The sequence below is a fragment of the Halomonas kalidii genome (assembly GCF_030010475.1).
Lineage (GTDB): Bacteria > Pseudomonadota > Gammaproteobacteria > Pseudomonadales > Halomonadaceae > Halomonas > Halomonas heilongjiangensis.
This window is the reverse complement of the sequence record NZ_JASCQN010000051.1, coordinates 41,222-61,758: the sequence shown is the minus strand read 5'-3', so window position 1 is coordinate 61,758 and position 20,537 is coordinate 41,222. Positions and strand designations below refer to the sequence as shown.

General features: G+C 67.4%; 16 protein-coding genes. 8 read left to right on the top strand and 8 right to left on the bottom strand.

All coding sequences use genetic code 11. The features are described 5' to 3' along the window. Positions 1-188: 188 nt before the first annotated feature. Positions 189-1,169 (bottom strand): AraC family transcriptional regulator, encoded by a 981-nt coding sequence (locus QLQ85_RS16875; RefSeq protein WP_282740059.1) that lies wholly within the window; start codon positions 1,167-1,169, stop codon positions 189-191. A gap of 168 nt (positions 1,170-1,337) precedes the next feature. On the opposite strand from QLQ85_RS16875, the gene QLQ85_RS16870 reads away from it, so the two are divergent. Further along, positions 1,338-2,675: a tetratricopeptide repeat protein gene (locus tag QLQ85_RS16870; protein WP_282740058.1), complete on the top strand. Its 1,338-nt coding sequence runs from the start codon at positions 1,338-1,340 to the stop codon at positions 2,673-2,675. Positions 2,676-2,736: 61 nt separating this feature from the next. On the opposite strand, the gene QLQ85_RS16865 is transcribed toward QLQ85_RS16870, so the two are convergent. The 3 genes from QLQ85_RS16865 to QLQ85_RS16855 are packed head-to-tail and all read right to left on the bottom strand — an operon-like array spanning position 2,737 to position 4,285. Continuing rightward, on the bottom strand, positions 2,737-3,150 hold the full coding sequence (locus QLQ85_RS16865; RefSeq protein ID WP_282740057.1) for a hypothetical protein: 414 nt from the start codon (positions 3,148-3,150) through the stop codon (positions 2,737-2,739). Between the two features lie 17 nt (positions 3,151-3,167). Then, positions 3,168-3,344, bottom strand: coding sequence for a hypothetical protein (locus tag QLQ85_RS16860; RefSeq protein ID WP_282740056.1), 177 nt, complete (start codon positions 3,342-3,344; stop codon positions 3,168-3,170). Continuing rightward, positions 3,344-4,285, bottom strand: coding sequence for a LysR family transcriptional regulator (locus QLQ85_RS16855; protein ID WP_282740055.1), 942 nt, complete (start codon positions 4,283-4,285; stop codon positions 3,344-3,346). The genes QLQ85_RS16860 and QLQ85_RS16855 overlap by 1 nt, the downstream gene beginning before the upstream one ends. A 117-nt stretch (positions 4,286-4,402) precedes the next feature. On the opposite strand from QLQ85_RS16855, the gene QLQ85_RS16850 reads away from it, so the two are divergent. Then, positions 4,403-5,305 carry an MBL fold metallo-hydrolase gene (locus QLQ85_RS16850; RefSeq protein ID WP_282740054.1) on the top strand — a complete coding sequence of 301 codons (903 nt, stop codon included), beginning with the start codon at positions 4,403-4,405 and terminating at the stop codon, positions 5,303-5,305. A 4-nt stretch (positions 5,306-5,309) separates the two neighbouring features. Continuing rightward, entirely contained in the window at positions 5,310-5,990 is a 681-nt protein-coding gene (locus QLQ85_RS16845) for a DsbA family protein (protein WP_282740053.1), read from the top strand. Positions 5,991-6,263: 273 nt separating this feature from the next. Here the strand turns inward: QLQ85_RS16845 and QLQ85_RS16840 are convergent, their stop codons facing one another. Then, positions 6,264-7,301 (bottom strand): GlxA family transcriptional regulator, encoded by a 1,038-nt coding sequence (locus QLQ85_RS16840; protein WP_282740052.1) that lies wholly within the window; start codon positions 7,299-7,301, stop codon positions 6,264-6,266. Between the two features lie 156 nt (positions 7,302-7,457). Between QLQ85_RS16840 and QLQ85_RS16835 the strand changes: the two genes are divergently transcribed. Continuing rightward, complete coding sequence (locus tag QLQ85_RS16835; RefSeq protein ID WP_282740051.1) at positions 7,458-8,525, top strand: class I SAM-dependent methyltransferase; 1,068 nt, start codon at positions 7,458-7,460, stop codon at positions 8,523-8,525. A 143-nt stretch (positions 8,526-8,668) separates the two neighbouring features. Here the strand turns inward: QLQ85_RS16835 and QLQ85_RS16830 are convergent, their stop codons facing one another. From QLQ85_RS16830 to yghU, 3 genes are all read right to left on the bottom strand, one after another. Beyond that, entirely contained in the window at positions 8,669-9,115 is a 447-nt protein-coding gene (locus QLQ85_RS16830) for a GNAT family N-acetyltransferase (RefSeq protein ID WP_282740050.1), read from the bottom strand. Positions 9,116-9,233: 118 nt separating this feature from the next. Further along, the gene (locus tag QLQ85_RS16825; RefSeq protein ID WP_282740049.1) at positions 9,234-9,719 is read right to left on the bottom strand and encodes a DUF523 domain-containing protein; all 486 of its coding nucleotides are present in this window, start codon (positions 9,717-9,719) and stop codon (positions 9,234-9,236) included. A gap of 95 nt (positions 9,720-9,814) precedes the next feature. Then, positions 9,815-10,690, bottom strand: coding sequence for a glutathione-dependent disulfide-bond oxidoreductase (yghU, locus tag QLQ85_RS16820; protein WP_282740048.1), 876 nt, complete (start codon positions 10,688-10,690; stop codon positions 9,815-9,817). Between the two features lie 342 nt (positions 10,691-11,032). Here yghU and QLQ85_RS16815 point away from each other — a divergent pair, with 342 nt between their 5' ends. The 4 genes from QLQ85_RS16815 (at position 11,033) to QLQ85_RS16800 (ending at position 20,537) form a co-directional block, all read left to right on the top strand. Further along, positions 11,033-17,722 (top strand): nSTAND1 domain-containing NTPase, encoded by a 6,690-nt coding sequence (locus QLQ85_RS16815; protein ID WP_282740047.1) that lies wholly within the window; start codon positions 11,033-11,035, stop codon positions 17,720-17,722. A gap of 189 nt (positions 17,723-17,911) precedes the next feature. Beyond that, positions 17,912-19,132, top strand: a complete 1,221-nt coding sequence (locus tag QLQ85_RS16810) for a helix-turn-helix domain-containing protein (RefSeq protein WP_282740046.1) — start codon at positions 17,912-17,914, stop codon at positions 19,130-19,132. A gap of 39 nt (positions 19,133-19,171) precedes the next feature. After that, the gene (locus QLQ85_RS16805) at positions 19,172-19,801 is read left to right on the top strand and encodes a Vgb family protein (RefSeq protein ID WP_282740045.1); all 630 of its coding nucleotides are present in this window, start codon (positions 19,172-19,174) and stop codon (positions 19,799-19,801) included. A gap of 148 nt (positions 19,802-19,949) precedes the next feature. Continuing rightward, positions 19,950-20,537: a GNAT family N-acetyltransferase gene (locus tag QLQ85_RS16800; protein ID WP_282740044.1), complete on the top strand. Its 588-nt coding sequence runs from the start codon at positions 19,950-19,952 to the stop codon at positions 20,535-20,537.

Genomic DNA, 20,537 nt, shown 5'->3' with positions numbered 1-20,537 from the left:
CAGATATCGTGTTGCCATCACTCATTGCGGGTATGGATTGACCTGTCAAAGGCTCGGTTGGCTCGGCATTGGCCACGTCAGCGCCCTTCCCGAAGGTGTGGCCGACCATGCGCGCGTCATCGCCGGGCGGACATCGATCTTCCTGGTCCGGCGCCGCACGTGCGCATGCGCCTGAAAGCACCCGAAGGTCAGTCGGCCGGGGTGGGCTGCGGCGGGTTATGCTGCTCCCGGCGCCAGGTCGCCGGGGGCGCCCCGAAGGCGCGCTTGAACGCCTTGGTGAAGGACGCTTCCGATTCATACCCCGCTTCCAGCGCAATGCGCGAGATCGGGGTCTGGGACTCGCGCAGGCGGCGGGCCGCCATCTGCATGCGCAACCCCGCCAGGTAGCGCATGGGGGGAACCCCCACCAGCTCGGTGAAACGCTCGGCGAAGGCGGAGCGGGAAAGCCCCACTTCCCGCGCCAGCGCTTCGGTCGTCCAGTGGCGTTCCGGCCGATCGTGCAGCAGGGCCAGGGCGCGGCTCACGAGAGGGTTGCGCAACCCGCCCACCCAGGCACGCTGCCCCGGCGGCAAGCCGGCGAGGTAGCGCTGCACGGCCTCGATGAAGAGCAGCTCCGCCAGCCTGGCGAGCAGCGCCGGTGAGCGCACCTCCCCGGCAGCGAGTTCGCTGGCGGCCAGGCGGAAGGAGCTTTCGATCCATGGTCCGGTAACGCCCTCGGCCACGTCGAGGGTCATCACGCTCGGCAGCATGCCGACGAGCGGGTCGGTCGTCGTCTCGCTGAGCAGAAAGCCGCACCACACCCGCGTCGCCTCCCCGCCGCCGCCGTGAACGATCCGGGCAATGCCGCTCTCCACGCTGGCCTGCATCAGCCCCTCGGCGCTGACGGCCGGGCCCGCCAGGTCGCTGCCGAGCACGTGCGGATCGTTGCGGGGCAGCACCACCAGGTGCCCCGCCGACACCTCCACCGACGCCCCCTCTCCCACCCGCAACCACAGCCGGCCGGCGCTGACGTAGTGATAGGCGATGATGCCCATGGGTAATGGGGTGAAGGGGTGGCAATCCTCCGGCGCAACCTGGGCGGCCACGCACCAGGGCGCGGTGAACTCCGCATCGAGGAAGAGGCCACCGGTCAGGCGCAGCGTGCGCAACACATCGAGAGAGGCATCCATCGGTCGACGTTCCCGTGATGGCGGCGGCTCGGACAAGAACTCCGGCGCCTCGCCCATTATTCCCCGCCGCACCTCCGGGTAGTTTAGCAGCGTGGCGTGGGGCGAGGCCGTTGCCCGCCCTTCGCCGCCCTGACGAACGACAACAACCGCACCCAGGAGCCATCCTCCATGCTGACCGACCGCCAAGGAAACCCCCTGCCCGGCGCCACCGCCGAGACCGCCGACCTTTACACCCGCTCCGTCGACGCCTTCAACCTCTATCGTGGCGACCCCGTGGCGCCGCTGGACCAGGCCCTCGAGATCGCGCCCGATTTCACCATGGCCCGCCTCTTCCGGGCCTATCTGTTTGCCCTGGCCACCGAACCCGATGCCGCCGACGCGGCCAGGGGGGACGTCGCCATCGCCAAGACCTCACGCCTGAACGACCGGGAAGCCTCGCACGTCGCCGTGCTCGACCAGTTGCTGGCCGGCGAGTGGACCGCCGCCGCCTGCGCCCTGGATCGCCACAACCTGCGCCACCCGCACGACCTCCTGGCGCTACAGGCCGGCCACCTGGCGGACTTCTACCGCGCCAACGGCCGCGACCTGCGCGACCGAATCGCCCGCGTGCTGCCCAGGTGGTCGCCCGACATGCCGGGCCATTCGATCCTGCTGGGCATGTACGCCTTCGGGCTGGAGGAGAGCGGCGCCTACGCCCGGGCCGAGGACACCGGCCGCCAGGCGCTGGACGGAGAACCGCTGGACTGCTGGGCGCACCACGCCGTGGCCCACGTCATGGAGATGCAGGGCCGGGCCGAGGACGGCCTCGGCTGGATGCTCGCCCGCGAACCCTACTGGGCCGCCGACGACAACCTGTTCAAGGTCCACAACTGGTGGCATCGCGCGCTCTGCCACCTCGAGCTGGGGCAGACCGGCGAGGCACTGGCCCTCTACGACGGCCCGATCCGGCAGGAGCGCAGCGCCGTGGCGCTGGACATGGTCGACGCCTCCGCCCTGCTCTGGCGCCTGCACCTCACCGGCCAGGACGTCGGCGCCCGCTGGCGGGAGCTGGCCGACACCTGGGACCGGCACGCCGACGGCAAGCTCTACCCCTTCAACGACTGGCATGCCGTGATGGCCTACCTCGGCGCCGGGCGTGACGACCGGGTGGAACGGCTGCTGGCCGCGCTGCGCAACGCGGGAGGCGGCGCGGAAACCGCCGCCTGGGCACGGCGCATCGGCCTGCCCCTGACGGAGGGCTTCGTCGCCTTCTGGCGCAGCGACTACGCCTCCGCGGTGGAGCGCCTGCACCCGGCGCGCTTCATCGCCAACGCCTTCGGCGGCAGCCACGCCCAGCGCGACATCATCGACTGGACGCTGACCGAAGCCGCCCTGCGCGGCGGCTACCGCGACGTGGCCGAGGGCCTGGCCCACGAGCGCCTCGCCGCCAAGCCGCACAGCCCGTTGAACCGCTCGTTCCTGAGCCGGGCCAACGCATCCGCCGTCGGCGAAAAACAGGTGGCCTGAGACGCAAGCGCCGGATACCCCGCATTGGGGAGGTATCCGGCGCCTTCCCGAGGCACCACTGCTACCGGGTCGTCCGCAGCAGGTAGGCGAGATGGAGAAAGGGCACCAGCAGCGGGCTGGCAAAGACCCCGAGGGCAATGATGGTCACCCATTCCGGCGGCTCCCAGCCGAAGGCGATCGGGCTGAATAGCATCAGGGAGACCGTCACCAGCCCGGCGCCCATGCAGGCGGCCCGCCACCACCAGATGAACCGCGCTCGCCGTGCCAGGTAAGTCACTGCTGCACACCACAGCCCAACGATACCCAGCGTGCCGATAAACACGAAGAGCATGATCACCAGCTCTTCCAGGCCCCAGGGAAATCCCACCGTCATTAACAGGGCCAAGCCAAAGAATAGACAGATCACACTCGCCGGCAGCGCCAGCAAGAGCATCTCTACCGCGATCAGGATACGGTGGCCCAACGCCCTGTTCATGTTTCGTCCTGCTGCCATTACCGCTCCATTTCCCCAAGCAGTTCCAGTTCGGCACCGTGCAGGGCGACCAACAAGGGCTCGCCGCGTTCGTTGACACGGAACCGGCCGTAGCGGGCGGACTCGCCATCGCCGTCAGTCACCGACATGCCGGCCTGGGCAAGTTGATCTGTCAGCGGCGTAATGGAGCGGCCCATCAAGATGTCTCCGTGCGAATAGAGCGATCAATGGCGAGATCGTGATCCCAGGGCGCAGTATCACCGCCAAGCCGATCGGCCAGGAAGTCGATCATCACCCGTAGCAATAGCGGCTGGTAGCGGCGCGACAGATACACCACATGAATCCCCAGCGGCTCCGGCTCCCACGCCGGCAATACGGGTACCAGCCGGCCTTGACGCAGGTCATCGGCAACGAAATAGGTCGGTAGCATCGCAATGCCGGCGCTGGCCAGCGTGGCCATGCGCACGACGCCCGTCTCGTTGCTGGAAAGTTTCCCTGTCACCGGCACGGTCACACTGCGGCCCTCCCGGCGCAGTCGGATCTCGCTACGGCTGACATAGGAGTGTGCCACACAAGCATGCTCAGCCAGCATCTCGGGCGTGTGCGGTACGCCATAGCGCTTCGCATAGCCGGGAGACGCGCACAATACCGAGCGACAGGAGCACAGTCGTCGCGCCACCAAGGCTTCATCGAGCTGATTGGTGATACGCACCGCCAGGTCCACCCGCTCCTCCACCAGGTTGACGGCCCGCTCCAGCACCAGCAGCTCGACCTGCGCCTGCGGATGATCTTCGAGAAATTCCGCCACTGCTTCCGCGAGCCAGGCCTGGGCAAACGACTGGCTGGTGGCGATGCGCAACCGGCCTTTTGGCTCGACACCGCGCGCACCGGCCGCCAGCTGCACTTCATCAGCGAGGTCCAGCATCTGGCGGCAGCGCGCCAGGGCCTCGTGACCGGCATCGGTCAGGGCGATGCGGCGCGTCGTGCGGTGCAACAGCCGCGCGCCCAGCCAGCGCTCCAGGCTTTCAAGATAACGACTGGCCATCGCCCGCGACATATCCAATGCTTCGGCGGCCGCGGTCACGCTGCCGCGCTCGGTCACCGCAACGAACACCTGCATGGCGGTAAAACGGTCCATCTATTCGCTCGATCTGGTTGACAAACTGTCGATCAGAATAGCGTATATCCAACCATTGCGAACCAATATCCTGTGCACAACCACCCACCTGTTCACTCACCTTGCAGGATAAGCGCGATGAAAAAACTCCTCTCTCCGGTCCACTGGTTCACCCTCGTCACTGCGGCGCTGGGTTTTGCATCCGCCAACGCCGACGCGCAGACCGACGAGACCACGGCGGCACCGCTGACGCTGCAGGTCTATAACGCCGATGCCGGCAGCTTTCACGTCAATGCCGTACTGGTGTCCGGCGAGAACGACGCCGTGCTGCTGGATACCGGCTTTACTCGCGCCGACGCACTGCGCATCGCGGCCATGGTGCTGGATAGCGGTAAAGAGCTGAAAACGATCTACATCAGCCAGGCCGACCCCGATTACTACTTCGGTATCGACGTCCTCAGGCAATTCTTCCCCGACGCGGAGGTAGTAGCCACCGAGCCGACGGTGAAGAAGATCGAGGATACCCTGCCGACCAAGCTGGAAATCTGGGGCCCGCGTCTGGGCGCCAACGCACCGCAGCAGGTGCCACTGCCCGAGGTGCTGTCCGGCAATACCATCCCGCTGGAAGGCCAGACGCTGGAAATCCGCGGCCTGGACGACAGCCTGCCGCACCGCAGCTATGTGTGGATCCCGTCCATTGGGGCAGTAGCCGGCGGCGTGAACGTATACGCCGGACTGCATGCATGGACCGCCGATGCCCAGACAGCCGCGGAGCGCGCGGCCTGGGTGGAGAAACTGGACGACATCGCCGCACTGAATCCGACCACCGTGGTACCGGGCCATTCCTTGCCTGACCTGCCGCAGGATGCTTCGCAGTTGGCCTACACCCAGGATTATCTGCAGCGTTTCGAGACCGAATTGGCCCAAGCCGATGACAGCGCAGCGCTGATCGAGGCGATGCAGGACGCCTACCCGCAGGCGGGCCTGGGCATTGCGCTGGAGATCGGCGCCAAGGTCAACACGGGCGAGATGGAGTGGTAACCCCATGAACGACCAGGCAACCTCTTTCCGCCCCGGCAATGCCGGGGCGGTGACCCTGCACTACATCCTCGATCCATTGTGCGGCTGGTGCTACGCCGTCGCACCGTTGATCCAGGCGGCGCACGAATCGCTGCCGATACGGCTACACGCCGGCGGCATGATGGCCGGCCCCAACCGTCGTCCCGTGACGCCGCAGTTGCGCCAGATGGTGGAACAGCACGACCGGCGGATCGCACGGCTCAGCGGCCAACCGTTTGGAGAAGCCTATCGCGACGGTCTGCTCTGCGACCAAAGCGCGGTGTTCGATTCCGAACCACCGATCACCGCCATGCTGGCGGCCGACGAGATCGACGGCCGGGGGCTTGATCTGCTGGCACGCATGCAGACAGCCCACTACGTCGAGGGGCGGCGCATCTCCGACCCAACGGTGCTGCGCACGGTGGCGCTGGATATCGGGCTCGACGGGTCCGCCTTCGACGCGGCCTACGCCCCACAGCAGGGCGAGCCGACCAAGGCGCATATCCGCGCCAGCCGGGAACGGCTGGCCCGCGTGGATGGGGCGGGGTTTCCGACACTGGTACTCGAACGCGAAGGCCGCTACGAGGTCATGGACATCATGGGGTATCTCGGCCAGCCGTCGGCCTGGCTGAGCCGTCTCGCAGCGGTATCACGCAGCAACTCATGATTCCAACTCCGCGTGGAGCCGCTTGAGCCAGAACACCGCCGCGGCGCCCAAGCCCAATACCGCCAGGGACATCAACAGGAAACCGGCCGCCTCGGCTTGCCAGAACAGGTGCCAGGGCGAGCCAACCTCTTGCCACTACCGGGTCACTTTGCGGCGAATCGCTGGGGATCGCAATCGCGTCTTTCCCATGGGCCACAACGGTGCTTGAGAAAAACCTGTACTGGCTGGCACCGGCTTGAAGGACGGCGGAAACGCGAGCCGGTTGGCCCCGACTCAGCGTGGCGACCGAGCGAAGTCGGGGATGCGAAAGCGCCGGCGATAGGCGCTCGGGTTGAGGCCGGTGGTGCGCTTGAACAGCCGCCGGAAGAAGGCCGAGTCCTCGTAGCCGACCCGCCAGCTGATCTCTTCGACCGTGGCCTCGGTGCGCTCGAGCCGGCGCTTGGCGTCTTCGATGCGCAGGCGCTGGACGTAGGCGATCGGGGTCAGGCCGGTGGCGCTGACGAAGCGCCGCTTGAAGGTACGCTCGGCCAGCGTCGAACGTTCGATCATCGCCTCCACCGGGTGTGCAAGGGCGAAATGCTCATCCAACCACTGCTGCCCGCGCTGGATCTCGCCGTCGCCATGGTCGGTCTTGGCGGCGAACACCAGGTAGGGCGTAAGACCATCCTGGTGCCACTGCAACGCGAACAGGCGGGCGACCTCCTGCGCCGTGGTCGCCCCGGCATAGCGCGCGATGAGATAGAGCGCCAGGTCGTGCCAGCTCATCGAAGCCCCCGAACTCACCAGCTCCTCATGCTGACCGGCAATCACCAGCACGCGTTCCGGGTGAGTCGACACGGCTGGGTAGCTGGTCATGAACGCTTCCGCGTAGCCGAAGTGAACCGTTGCCTCCTTGCCGTCGAACAGCCCGGTCTCGGCCAGCAGGAAGACACCCGAGCACGCCGAGCACAGCACGGCGCCGCGCTCATGCATGGCACGTAGCCATTCGACCAGGTGGGGATAGCGGCCCTTCTCCCAGCCCTGGGCAGGGAGTAATACCGACGGAACGATCACGATGTCGCTCGTCTCGATGGTGTCGATGGCGCGTTGGACATCGATCGGCACGCCGCTGGCCAGCTTCAGCGCCCCCACCGCCTCCCCCACGATCTCGATACGAAACGGGGCCGGGGCGTTGGGCGCCACCAAGCCCATGAGCGCCACCCCGTTCATCACATCGAAGAGACCGGCGAGCGTGGAGACCACGGCGTCGGGCAGCGCCACGAGGCTGACGTGTCGGGGGCTTGCCCCGGCAAGGATGGCGGGTCCGGCCATGGCGCCTGGCGCCTCGCAGATCGGGCAGAGAGGGACAATTCAGTGTGGCACAAACGGACCGATTACGGGTGATTCAAGCTCTTCAGCGGGCAGCGCCGTGCGACGATGATGAGCGGGACGCTGGCCCCCGACACAACAAGACAGGAACCGCACTCCATGAATGCCCCCATCATCGATCAGACCAAGCTGGAAGCCTTCGTCGCCCAGGCCGTTGGCGACCTCTCCTCCGCCTACGGCGGGGTGATGGTCAGCCTGGGCAACAAGCTCGGCCTGTACCAGGCCATGGCGGGCGCCGGCCCGCTCAGCGCCGAGGAACTCGCCAGCCGCACCGGCTGCGCCGAGCGCTACGTATCCGAGTGGCTGAATGCCCAGGCCGCCGGCGGTTACGTGGGCTACCACGCCGTCAGCGATACCTACGAACTCTCCCCCGAACAGGCCATGGTGCTCGCCGACGAGGAGAGCCCGGTGTTCATCCCCCACGCCTGGCAGGTACCGGCTTCGATGTGGTTCGACGAGGAGCGCACCCTCGAGGCGTTCCGCACCGGCAAGGGCGTGGCCTGGGGCGATCATGACGGCCGCCTGCAGTGTGGCGTGGCGGCGTTCTACCGCAACGGCTATCGCGCCAGCCTGGTGCCGGAATGGCTGCCCGCCCTGGAGGGCGTCGTCGAACAGCTCGAGGCCGGCATCGACGTCGCCGACGTGGGCTGCGGCCACGGCCACTCCACCGTGCTGATGGCCCAGGCGTTCCCCCGCTCGCGTTTCCACGGCTTCGATGCCCATGCGGCCTCGATCGACGCGGCCAGGCGCAACGCGGCCGCGGCGGGCGTTGCCGATCGCGTGAGTTTCGAACTCACCCAGGCGGTGAACTACCCCGACAGGCAGTACGGGCTGATCTGCTTCTTCGACTGCCTGCACGACATGGGCGACCCCATCGCCGCCGCTCGCTACGCCGAGCAGGTACTGGCCCCCAACGGCACGGTGATGCTGGTCGAGCCCTACGCCCAGGACAAGGTCGAGAACAACCTCTCTATCGTCTCGCGCATGTACTACGCCGCCTCCACCACCATCTGCTGCGCCCATGCGATCTCGGAAGGCGGCCAACTCGTGCTCGGCGCCCAGGCCGGCGAGGCGCGCCTGGCCGAGGTGTTCCGCAAGGCCGGTTTCGCCCACTTCCGGCGCGCGGCCGAAACGCCCTTCAACCTGATCCTCGAAGCACGCCGCTGACCAGGCCGGAGGAGCGGACCCGGGTAACCGGGCCCCTCCTTCGCGCCGGAGCCTCGAGCGATGACCACTGCCGACCGACACGATCAGCCTGAGGGGTCCCCCACTTGGGGATCAGGCGACGGCCGATCGTCTGCGACACGGGGTCACGCGCCATCTCCCGCAAGGCGCTTCGCATAGAACGCCATGTTCTCGCTACGGCGGAACCCCAGCCCGGAGTAGAACGCGGCCGCGGGAATGCCTCGATCGGTCGCGAGATAGAGCGCCCGGGCCTGGTGCCCATGGAGCCTCGCCTCCAGCGCCCGGTACAGCGCCGTCCCCACCCCCCGCGACTGCCACGCGGTGCCAACGCACATCTCCCTCAGGTAGAACAAGGTCCCCCTGCAGAAGGGTTCCAGGTTACCCAGCGCGAATCCCAGCACCTCGCCCGTCTCGTCATCGCCGTCCGCCACCACCCCCAAGAAGCCGCTCGACGCCTCGAAGTGCACCAGTCGCCTCAGCGCCAACTCGGCGTCCCAGGGCTCGTTCCAGGGCGCGGCGGCGAAGACCCGCGCATAGAGGCGCGCGCAGGCCTTCAGGTCCTCTCTTTCCATTGAGCGCAGCTTCATCCTTGACCTCGTTGCATGCTCTCCCATGGGCGCCATCCCAACCGGCGGGCCGGGCACACCAAGGATCAGAATTCGATCGTGCCCTGCCGCCACGCGCCGAGCGTCAGGCGCATGACAGCGCACGCTGGGCGGCGGCGATGTCGAGCTGGCTGAACACGGCAATGCCGTGCTCCCTGAGCAGGGCGGTCGTGACGCCCATGCCGGGCAGCCGGGTCCCCGAGAAATCGCCGGCGTAGATCTCGCCGCTGCCGCAGGAGGGGCTCTTCTCGGCCAGCACCGCGACACGAATGTCATGCTGTCGGCACAGGGCCAGCGCCATCTCGGCACCGGTTCGAAAACCGTCGGTCACGTCACGGCCCGTCATCTCGATCACCCGGGCCTGGCCAGCCAGCACCATCGCGCCGTCGCCGCCCTGGATCTCGGCGGGTGGCCGCGGAATGCTCATGCCCGCATTCACTTCCGGGCACACCGACACCACGCGTCCCTCGCCGATCCAGCGGTCGAGAATGGCCGAGGAGGCCGTCAGCGCCTCCGCATCGTAGCGTACCCGCCTGCCCAACAGGCAGGCACTGACGAGCACTTTCTGCATGCGAGCCCCCAGGTCACCATCACCGGGCGGCGCCGCCGGCCATGGGCCGGCATGGCCCCCACCCCTCGCTCAGAGTATACAGGCCTCGCCCTCGTTCAAGCCGTCACCCCTCGCTTGTCCTGGGTCTTCCTCTCGAAATCGTGGGCGTCGTGGCGCTCGTGGAGCTGCATCGAGGGTTCCCCGAAGGTGCGGTTGACCATGCGCCCACGCTGCACCGCCGGGCGGGCGTCGATCTCCTGTGCCCAGCGCTGCACGTGCGCGTACTCCTGCACCTGCAGGAACTCGCCGGCGTCGTAGAGCCGGCCCAGTGCCAGCTGGCCGTACCAGGGCCAGTTGGCGATATCGGCGATGCTGTAGTCGTCGCCCCCCAGGTAACGGCTCTCGGCCAGGCGCCGGTCGAGCACGTCGAGCTGGCGCTTGGCCTCCATGGCGTAACGGTCGATGGCGTACTCGAGCTTCTCGGGCGCATAGGCATAGAAGTGGCCGAAGCCGCCGCCCAGGAAGGGCGCGCTGCCCATCTGCCAGAACAGCCAGTTCAGGGTCTCGGTGCGCTTCGCCAGGCTTCCGGGCAGGAATTCACCGAAGCGCTCGGCGAGATAGAGCAGGATCGAACCGGACTCGAAGACCCGGATCGGCTCGGACGCGCTGCGGTCGACCAGCGCCGGGATCTTCGAGTTGGGATTGATCGCGACGAAGCCGCTGCCGAACTGGTCGCCCTCGCCGATGCGGATCAGCCAGGCGTCGTACTCGGCGTCCTGGTAGCCCAGCGCCAGCAGCTCCTCCAGCATCACCGTGACCTTCACCCCATTGGGCGTGGCCAGCGAATAGAGCTGGAAGGGATGCTCGCCCACCGGCAGCGCCTTGTCGTGGGTGGGGCCGGCGATGGGCCGGTTGATACTGGCGAAGTCCCCGCCGTTCGCCTTGTCCCAGGTCCAGACCCGCGGCGGGGTGTAGTCGGTCGCTTGACTCATGACAGCTCCTTCAGGGTGGTGACGCGGTCCCAAGCCGAGCGTCATGTCGGATGGGCCCTCTCCATTCAGTCAGACAAACGATAGCCTGATAATGTTTCGGTCGCGACTCGAGGCGGCCAAGTGCCGGTCGTGCTCGTCACCCTGCAGCCCGGCACCAGGCGCTTCACCGTCTTGATGCGCAAGATCGCGACATCTCCAAGCAGATGCTCTCGCGCACCCTCAAGGTGCAGTAAGCGACCAGTGCCGACCAGTCGTCGATGCCATCGCATGTTCGCCTGCGCAAGTCGCAGGAAGTTTGATTAGTCTGAAATGGTAAGAGCACGACATGATCGGTGGCTCTCGATGCGCGTCTTCATCAGCTACCACTCGCCCGATCAGCCCGAGGCAGAACGGCTGATCGCAGCCCTTGGCGGCGCACTACCGCAGCTTGACCCCTATTTCGCGCCACGCAGCAATGTCGGTGGCGCCTACTGGCTCCCGAGGCTCGGCGACGAGCTGGAGCGGGCGGATGCCGTGCTGCTGCTCATCGGCAAGCGCATCGGGACCTGGCAGGAACTGGAATATTACGAGGCGTTGCGCCTCAATCGGGTCGCCGGGCGGCCGCGCATCGTGCCCGTGCTGCTGGGCGACGAGACGCCGGGGTTACCCTTCCTGCGTCAGCTTCACCTGCTTCGAGTTTCTCACGGCATGGAAGTGGCCGTGGGCCAGATCCATGCCGCGCTCGAAGGGGCGGATGTGGAGATGCCGGGCCCACCGCCTTGGCGCGAGACGAACCCCTATCGTGGGCTCGAGGCCTTCACCTCGGAGAACGCCGCCTTCTTCTTCGGCCGTGATGTGCTGACGTGCGAGCTGATCGAGACCGTCGCCAGGGCGCACGGCGAGATCCTGACTCTCGTCGGCAATTCCGGCGTCGGCAAGTCCTCGCTCGTCATGGCCGGGCTCTTTGCCGCACTGCGCAGCCGGCTCTGGCCCGGCGACCTCGACCGCCCATGGCCCGGGCCGCTGACGGACAGCCATCGCTGGCAAAGCGTCGTGATCCGTCCCGGCGAGCGCCCGCTCAAGTCGCTCGCCCTCGGCTTCGTACGGCTCTGGCTGGATGATCCCGCCGAGATAGACGCTCAGGCGAACGCCTGGGCGCGGAATTTCCGCGACGGCTCGGAGCTCGTCGATCTTGCTTCCGCCGCCTGCGAGCGTCTCGCCACCCTCGCCGGCGATGCCGCGCCGAGCCGCCTCCTCCTGTATGTCGACCAGGGCGAAGAGCTCTATGTCCGCGCCGAGCCGGCGGAAGCGACGCGCTTCGCGGCGCTCCTCGCCCAGGCGTCGGCGGCGCCGGGGCTGCTGATTCTGACCAGCCTGCGGTCGGATTTCTATGGCCGACACCAGGCTGACACGGCGCTCTTTCCCGTCAGCCGGCGTATCGATGTGCCACCGCTCACCCGTGCCGAGCTCGAGGACGTGATCGCGAAACCCGCCGCCCGACTCGGCGCGCGGTTCGACACGCCGGACATCGTCACTGTGATCGCCGAGGCCGCCGACCGCGAACCCGGGGCCCTGCCGCTGCTCTCCTTCCTGATGGTGGAGGCCTGGGATGCGATGCGGAGGGACGAGCGGGCGGAGGGGGTCCTGCGCTTTCCCGTCGAGATGGTGGACATCGGCAAGCCGCTTACCGAACGCGCCGAGGCCTTCCTCGCCGCCGATCCCGGGTGCGAGGAGGCACTGCGCCGGCTCCTGACACTGCGTCTCGCCCAGGTACCGAAAGAGGGCGAGGTGGTGCGCCGCCGCGCAGTGCAATCCGAGTGCCGGTCGGACGAGTGGAGCGTGGCCCTCACCCTCGCCGGTTCGGGGTGGCGGCTGCTGACGACAGGTGAAGTGGGCGGCGAGGCGACGGTCGAGGTCGCCCATGAAATGCTCTTGCGCAAGTGGCCGCGGCTCTCGCGCTGGATCGATGAAGAGCGCGAATTCCTGATCTGGCACGGCCAGCTCGAGACGGCACGGCGGGAATGGGAAGCCGCGCCCGAGGAGACGCGCGACGAGGCGGTATTGATGGGCCTCGCCTTGGCAACGGCACGGGACTGGATGGCGACGCGCAGCGAGGCGTTGTCGGAGGCGGACCTGGCGTTCCTTCGTCGCAGCGTCGACGTCGCCGAGACCAGGCGCGCCGAGGAGCTGCGGCAGGCGCAGGAGCTGGCGGAGGAGCGCGAACGCTCACGCCGCCGGCTCGCCTGGATCAGCCGGCTCGCGACGGTGGCGGCGGTGATCTTTCTGCTGCTCGGCGGCTGGGCGACGAAGCTGTTCTTCGACGAGCGCGCGGCGAGGGATGCGGCGCAAGTGGCGCTTGATCGTGAGGAGGCCTCACGCGAACGCGCGGAGCGGCAGGCGATGCGCGCAGACGCCGAAGCGGGACTCGCCGTCGCCAGGAGTCTCGCCATCGTGGCGGACAAGACCCTGGCCGAGAACTCCGGGGAGGCCTCCGCCGCGGCGATGATCGCGGTCGACTCGCTCCACCGCCGGGTCACACCCGAAGGTGTCGGCGCCTTGCGAGATGCGCTTGCACTCGCCGCGGGCTCGGTGGCGCCAGCCGACGACGACTGGGCCGACGAGAGTGTCGTCGCCGACGACGGAGAGACCGCTGCCTGGATACGGCGCGACGCACATGGAAGGGATTTCGAGAGCGATGCCGCGCTCCATTCGGACGTCGCACTTCTCGACGCTAGCACCTTCGAGCCGCGATGGACGGGGCGGGTGGAGGGTGGCGCCGACCCGGTGCTCTCGCCGGATGGCCGAACGCTCGTGGTGGGGGGTGCAACGCGCAACGTGCTGGTGCGGGACGCCGAAGCCGACGATCCACGCCGGCTTACAGCCACGGAGGGAGATGCGGCGGTGCTGTTCTCGGACGATGGCGAGGACCTGTATGTCGTGCGCGAGGACGGCCGGATCGAGGTTCGGAGAGCGCCGGACTGGCACGTTGCCCACGAACTCCTGTTTCCGCGTAGGGGTGGGGCGAGCCGGGTCGAGGCGCGGCTCGTCCCCGGGAGAAACGAGCTTCTCGTCGCCGAGTTCGGTTTTCATCGCGGTTCTATCAGCCGGGTTCCCCTGGACGAAGGCGAGGCGACAACCCTGCCGGTCGAACTCGACCTGCTTGCAGAGGAACGAGGCCAAGGGCATCCCGTCTCCGTCGAGACCGCCGCCGACTGGGCGGTCAGTAGCCACGATGACGGTTCGACGCGTGTCTGGGATCTCGACGAGGTCGCCGCGCCGGTGGTTCTACGCATAGACGGGGCGTTGTTTCTGACGACGCGCTCGATCGTTTCGGCGCAAGGGTTGATCGCCACGGCTAACCAGCAAAGCGGTTCCTGGATCCGGACGGTTGTTCCGGGTGGGTGGATTCATCTTGACTTGGGTTTATCCGACGACGAGAGCCTCGTCGTCCTCTGGCAGCAGGGCAATACGGCGCGGATAGACGGCTGGCGCCATCCCGGTCGCGCCAATGCGTTGGCGTTCTCGCTCGACGGTGCATGGCTCGTGGCGGGCGGCGAGGGCGGGCTCAGCGCGCGCCGCGTCGACGGGGACCAGGTGCTTCGGGCGCTCGAAGCGGACACCGTAAGCGTTCTTCGCTTCGAGCCGGAGGGCACGCTGTTGGCGGGGACCGAGTCCGGACGCCTGATCAGACTCGCTGCGGACTTCCGCACGATCCTGGCAGAAAGGCGATTCGATCTTCCGCTCCGCCGCATCGTTGCCGATGAAGCTGGCAGGAGCGTTGCGGTGTCGCTGGGCGCAAACGGGTCGTCGGCCAACTGGACGGACATCCGTATCTCGGATCTGTCGACGGGGGCTCGCCTGTCACACTGGTCGTGGAACGGCGAACTGAGAAATCCCGCACTCAGCCCCGACGGGCACCTCTTCGCGGCACGGGATGGCCAGGCCGATCAGGTCCTCATCTGGAACACCGCCGATGGGGAACTTCGCCGCCGGGTCCCGATACAGGGGGGATTCATCGGCTTCGACCCGTCCGGCAGCCTGCTCTTGGTCAGAGACTCCAAGCTCGCGCTCTACGATGCGGACACTGGGCGGCAACTGGCCGAGCTTGGCGAGGCGGGCGGCGTATACGAGGTTTTCTGGTCCGATGACGATCGCTTCGTTGTCACCGGGGGCGACGGTACCTTCGCCGGCTGGGATGTGGAAACTGGCGAGACGACATGGCGAACCGAGCCAGGCGATCACGCCTCGTCGGGCTGGCGCAGCGCCGACGGCCGACTCGCCGCCAGCCACGACGGCGCCGAGGAGCGATTGCGGATTTACGATGCTGCGTCTGGTGTGGAGATAGCCGCAATACCGGGACCGCGACCTGACGAGGCCGTTCTATCGAACGATGCTAGGCGGATACTGACAGCGTACTATGTTCACGAAGACGAAGGCGCCTCCCGGGACCGTGCGCGAGTCGTTCTCTGGAACATCGAGGAAGGTCGGGCGATCTGGTCCGAAGAATTGGATACGAAGGTGACCAAAACGGCTCGCCTCACGGCGCTGCCGGGTGGCCTGTTCGTCGCCGAAGGTATCGGAGCCGACGATCGCTACATGGCGCCTTGGATCCGCTACTTCCCGGCGGACGGCGACGGGCCGTGGAACCCCGCCGGTGAGGACCCCGTCCGATTCGAGCATCTCGCGACAGACCCGGGGGCGAATGTCACCCTCCTGCACGATCACGAGGCCATCGAGCTGCGTGATGCTGCGTCAGGAAACCGGATCTGGCGACGGGCTCGAAGCTTTATTGGCGGCGGGTCCGTCCCTATCGAAGCCGCATTCCTGCCGAATCGAGCGGGTGTTGCCGTAGCAGAAAGCGGCTATGGGAATCCCAAGCAAAGGCTGCGCATTTTCAGCCTCGACACGGGCCGGGAGTCTCTGAGCCGCGAAGGGACAGCTTGGGCCCGGAGCATCGCCGTAACCCGTGACGGCTCGTCGGTGGTGCTCGCGCTTGAAACCGATGAGGGCGCTGCGCTTTCGGTCATCCGCATCGCGGATGGGATGGAACTCAAACGCATCCCTCTCATAGACACTCCGGTGACCATCAGAACCCTGCCAGACTCGGCCCAGGTCGCGATTCGATATTCCTCCTCCATTCTGGAAATTCGCGACCTTGATAGTAGCGAAACGCTGCGACGTTTCGATATGGCGATCACTGCCGATGCATCCGCTCATGCGACGCGTGCTCAGCGCGCCATCACCCAGAAGGGAAACGCTCTTCGCCTGTGGGATACGGCCGCGCTAGGCGAGATAGCGCCCCCAATGGTCGACGGCAAGATCAGGCATCCACGGATTTCCCCCGACGGGGCGCGAGTCGCCTACGCCTTCGAGAGTGCCGAGACCGGCTCCGGCATCAGGCTTCTGGATGTCGACGCCGAGGATGAGGCGCGCACGATCCCGGCGGAGGATGTCCGCGGCCTGGACTTTTCTCCCAACGGACGATGGCTCGCGATCCAAGGGGGGCAGCACACGGTACGCATCGCCGATGTGGAGACCCTGGCGACCCGGCTGACGGTCCGCGCGCTTTCGACGGGAGAAATCAGTCAGGTCGGCTTTACGGGCGACGGCTCCTTCCTCTTCGTTGTCGAGAGGGCGAGATACGTCGGCCGCGGTATGCAGAATCATCGTTGGGGTCTCAGGGCGTTCGAGGTTGCCACTGGCCGAGAGGTTGCACGCCGCGACGTGTCCGGAGCAGGGATCGCAACCGTCCCGGAGTCAGCCGAGATTATCTTCCGCGACGTTGATCGCCGTCTGAGACGGATGCGCCTTCCCGGCGATCCGCTGGACACCTGGCTTGCAGCAAGCGCTGACGATGTTGCCACAGCACCCGACTCCACGATTGCTCTCACGGTTTCGTATTGGAATGCGGATCAGGTTTTCGACGCCAGTGCCGGACCCATTATGAACCTGACGACGGGCGACGAGCCCTACAACGTTCTGGCGGCAGACCTCTCCTCGGACGGGCGTCACGCGCTGCTGTCGCTGCGGGAGCGGGATTGGTCTGACGCTTCCCCAGGAGTTCTGAGCGTGCGCGAGACGGCAACCGGGAACGAGGTTGCTCGGCTTACGCGGGAGCGACACTTCTGGTCCGTCAAGCTCGCCGGGAAGGATGTGGCCCTGTTGTCCGAACTTAGAGATAGCTACGTCGATGATCCTCGGTGGCAGCTTGTGTGGTGGAACTGGCGATCTGGAGAGACACAGACACTCGTGTCCGACAATCCGGTGACCGGGATCGAGATCAGTCCCGACGGCCGACTCTTCGCGACGGCCGAAGGTAGTCAGGACGACAACTCCGAGAACCGGCGCATCTTGGGTGACCGGCTGGTCCGGGCCTGGGACATCGAGACCGGAGAGGAGCTGCTTCGAGTGTCGACGGAATTCACCTTCGCCAGGCTCGCCTTCTCGCCGGACAATCGTTTCCTGGCGGTGATGGAGAAGGCCTCGGGGCTCGTCATGGATCTCGAGGCTGGCCGGGTCGCGCTTACGCTCGGCCCCGCGCATAAGGCGAGGCCGGACGGAACGCCTCATATCGTGAACGACATCATCCCGATGCAAGTGAACCGGCTTTGGCCGGGGTTTACCGAGGGTGGCGGGAGCCTGGTCGTTGTCACCGAGGCGGATATCGTCATGCATGATCTCGAGACCGGTAAGACGACGAGCCTGCCCGAGGCCGAAGCGATCAAGGGCGCCTCCTTCTCGGCGGATGGCCGCTTCGTTGCGGTCATCGCGGGCGATGCAGCTCGGATATGGGATCTGACCACGCATGCCTTGGTGGCCAACATACCGGTGAACGGCCTTCGCTCACTCCATTTCGCCGGGCCGGACGCCTCGAACTTGCTCGCCCTCGGGAATGCCGGTGTCGTGCGTCTGAACTGGCGACCGGAAGAACTTATCGAGCTCGCTTGCCGCGCCTTCTCCCACGACGGATGGCACAGGAGTCGTTTCAGACTCACTGGTGAGACCCAGCCAGGTCCGTGCGGAGCACAGAGAGTGGCAGACCGGACGCCGTGACAATGAGGGCCGGCCGTGGCCAGCCAACTCGTCGCGTGTGCCGGTCGTGTGTGTGGTCATCGTCTTGCCCTCCCGTCGTCAGGTGTCCTGGCTCGTTCCGTTCTCGGTATGACCGGCTCTTCGCGGTCATGAGATACATTGAGTGTCAGGTGACCGAACGCTGGGAGTAACAAGGGTGGCGGGATTGCGATGGACTCACTGATCACGGCCGCGGCCCATGCGCTTGCGGCGGGAGATTCCCTCGGCGCACTGAACCGCGTCGCACTGCGCGACGATGCGCCGGCGCTCGCGCTGCGCGGGATCGCGATGGCGCAGCTCGGCGATCTCGACCGGGCGAAGGCGCTGCTGCGCAGGGCGGCGCGCGCCTTCGGCCCGAAGGAGGCCGTGGCCCGCGCGAGGTGCGTCGTCGCCGAGGCCGAGATCGCCCTCGCCTCGCGCGACCTCGGCTGGCCCGCGAAGGCGCTCGACGCGGCGCGGGCGACGCTCGAGGCACACGGCGACCGGGTGAACGCCGCCCATGCGCGCTACCTCGAGGCCCGGCGCCTGCTGCTGATCGGGCGCCTGGACGAGGCGGAGCGTGCGCTCGCCGAGCTCGACCATGCGCCCCTCCCGCCCGCCTTGAGCACGGCCCACGCGCTGGTGGCGGCGGGGGTCGCGATACGCCGCCTGCACACGACGGCGGCACGCACCGCGCTCGCTCGGGCCGAGCGCGCCGCCCGCCTCGCCGGCATCCCGGCGCTCACGGCGGAGGTCGAAAGCGCCGCCCGCGTGCTGGCCACGCCCGCGGCACGCCTGATCGCGCGTGGCGAAGCGCGGCTCCTGCTGCTCGACGAGGTCGAAGCGCTGCTGGCATCGAAGGCCCTCGTCGTGGACGCCTGCCGCCATGTGGTGCGTGACGCCCGCACCGTGGTCTCGCTCGCCAGGCGCCCGGTGCTGTTCGCGCTGGCTCGCCTGCTGGGCGAAGCCTGGCCCGGCGACGCGCCGAGGGGCACGCTCATCGCCCGAGCCTTCCGCACCCGATTCGCCGATGAAACCCATCGCGCGCGGCTGCGCGTCGAAGTCGGGCGACTGCGCACGGCGCTGGGGCCGCTGGCCGACGTGCGGGCGACGCCGCGAGGCTTCACGCTGGTGCCCCACGGCACCGGCGAAGTCGTGGTGCTGGCGCGGCCGATCGAAGAGCCGCATGCCGCGGTGCTCGCCCTGCTCGACGACGGCGAGACCTGGTCGAGCTCGGCCCTGGCGCTGGCGCTGGGCACCAGCCAGCGCACCGTGCAGCGGGCCCTCGACTCGCTGGCGGCGACAGGCAAGGTGCAGTCGCTGGGTCGCGGGCGAGCGCGGCGCTGGATGACCCCGCCCGTGCCGGGATTCACGACAACCTTGTTACTCCCCGGTCCCTATCCGGGTAGCTAGGCTGGAGTCACCAACCCAGCAACCAGGAAGGACGTAACCATGAACCACTCAGCCGCTCACATCCTTCGCGAATATGGCCCCTTTGCCGGCATCGACAACGTGCATGGCGTCACCTACGACGGCCGGCACGTCTGGCTTGCCACCGGCGACACGCTGACCGCCCTCGACCCGGCGAACGGCGAGACGCTGCGCTCGCTCGACGTCGCCGCCCACGCCGGCACCGCCTTCGACGGGGAGCACCTGTTCCAGCTCGCCGAGAATCGCATCCAGAAGATCGACCCGGAGACCGGCGCCGTGCTCGCCACCATCCCGGCACCCGACGGCGGCAACTCGGGGCTCGCCTGGGCCGAAGGGTCGCTGTGGGTGGGGCAGTATCCGGACCGGCGAATCCAGCAGATCGATCCCCAGTCAGGCGAGATCCTTCGCACCATCGAGTCCAACCGCTTCGTCACCGGGGTCACCTGGGTCGACGGCGAGCTCTGGCACGGCACCTGGGAAGAGGACGCAAGCGAGTTGCGGCGCGTCGACCCGCGCACGGGAGAGGTACTGGAGAGTCTCGAGATGCCGCCCGGCGTGGGCGTGTCGGGGCTCGAGTCCGATGGCGGCGACCGCTTCTTCTGCGGCGGCGGGAACAGCGGAACGATGAGAGCCGTGCGCCGCCCCAGGTGAGGCTATGCGGCCGGCGGCGGCTCCGGGCCCCGTCGGCCCCGCGAGCAAGTCGTCGACCTGGAGCACCGTAACAGCCGACGGCTCACTTCTGATAATCCTTGATAAGCGGTAGTCTATGGGCCGGCGGAGTGAGGCATGAGGGTGCGGCGTGAGCCAGGGAGTGGTGACCTATCAGGTGGCGGGAGCCGAGGCGGCGAGGCCCGAAGAGCGGCGGTTGGCGTCGAGCTCGCCATCGTTCCTGCGGCCGCTGTTGGGCAGGGCCCATCAGCGGCGGAGTTTGCTGGCGGCGGGGGTCAACTGGCAGCGGATCCTGTTCATCGAGGTGGACGGCGAGGTGGCCGGCTATCTGCAGTTCTACCTGCGCGGCGAGGGCCCGCACCGTCTCTCCTTTGCCGACCTGCGCGCCGAGTTCGGGGCGCGTAACGCGGCCTGGCGCTGGGCGTTCTACCGGCTGGTACAGCGGCGTTTCCGACGGTACGAAGCCTATCTCTATCGCATCATCATCGACGAGCGGTTTCGCTCCCTGGGCCTCGGCAGGCAGTTGCTGGAACGCTGGCTGGCACTGCTGGCCCGGCATGAGGTTCAGCAGGCGGACCTGGAGGTGTGGGGCAACAACCCACGGGCCGAGGCCTTCTATGCGTCGCTGGGGTTCCAGGTGAGCCGACGGCGCAGGCTGCCGCTGCGCGCGAGTTGGCTGCGTGATCGCGAGCTGACGCACATGATCAAGCGGTGGTAG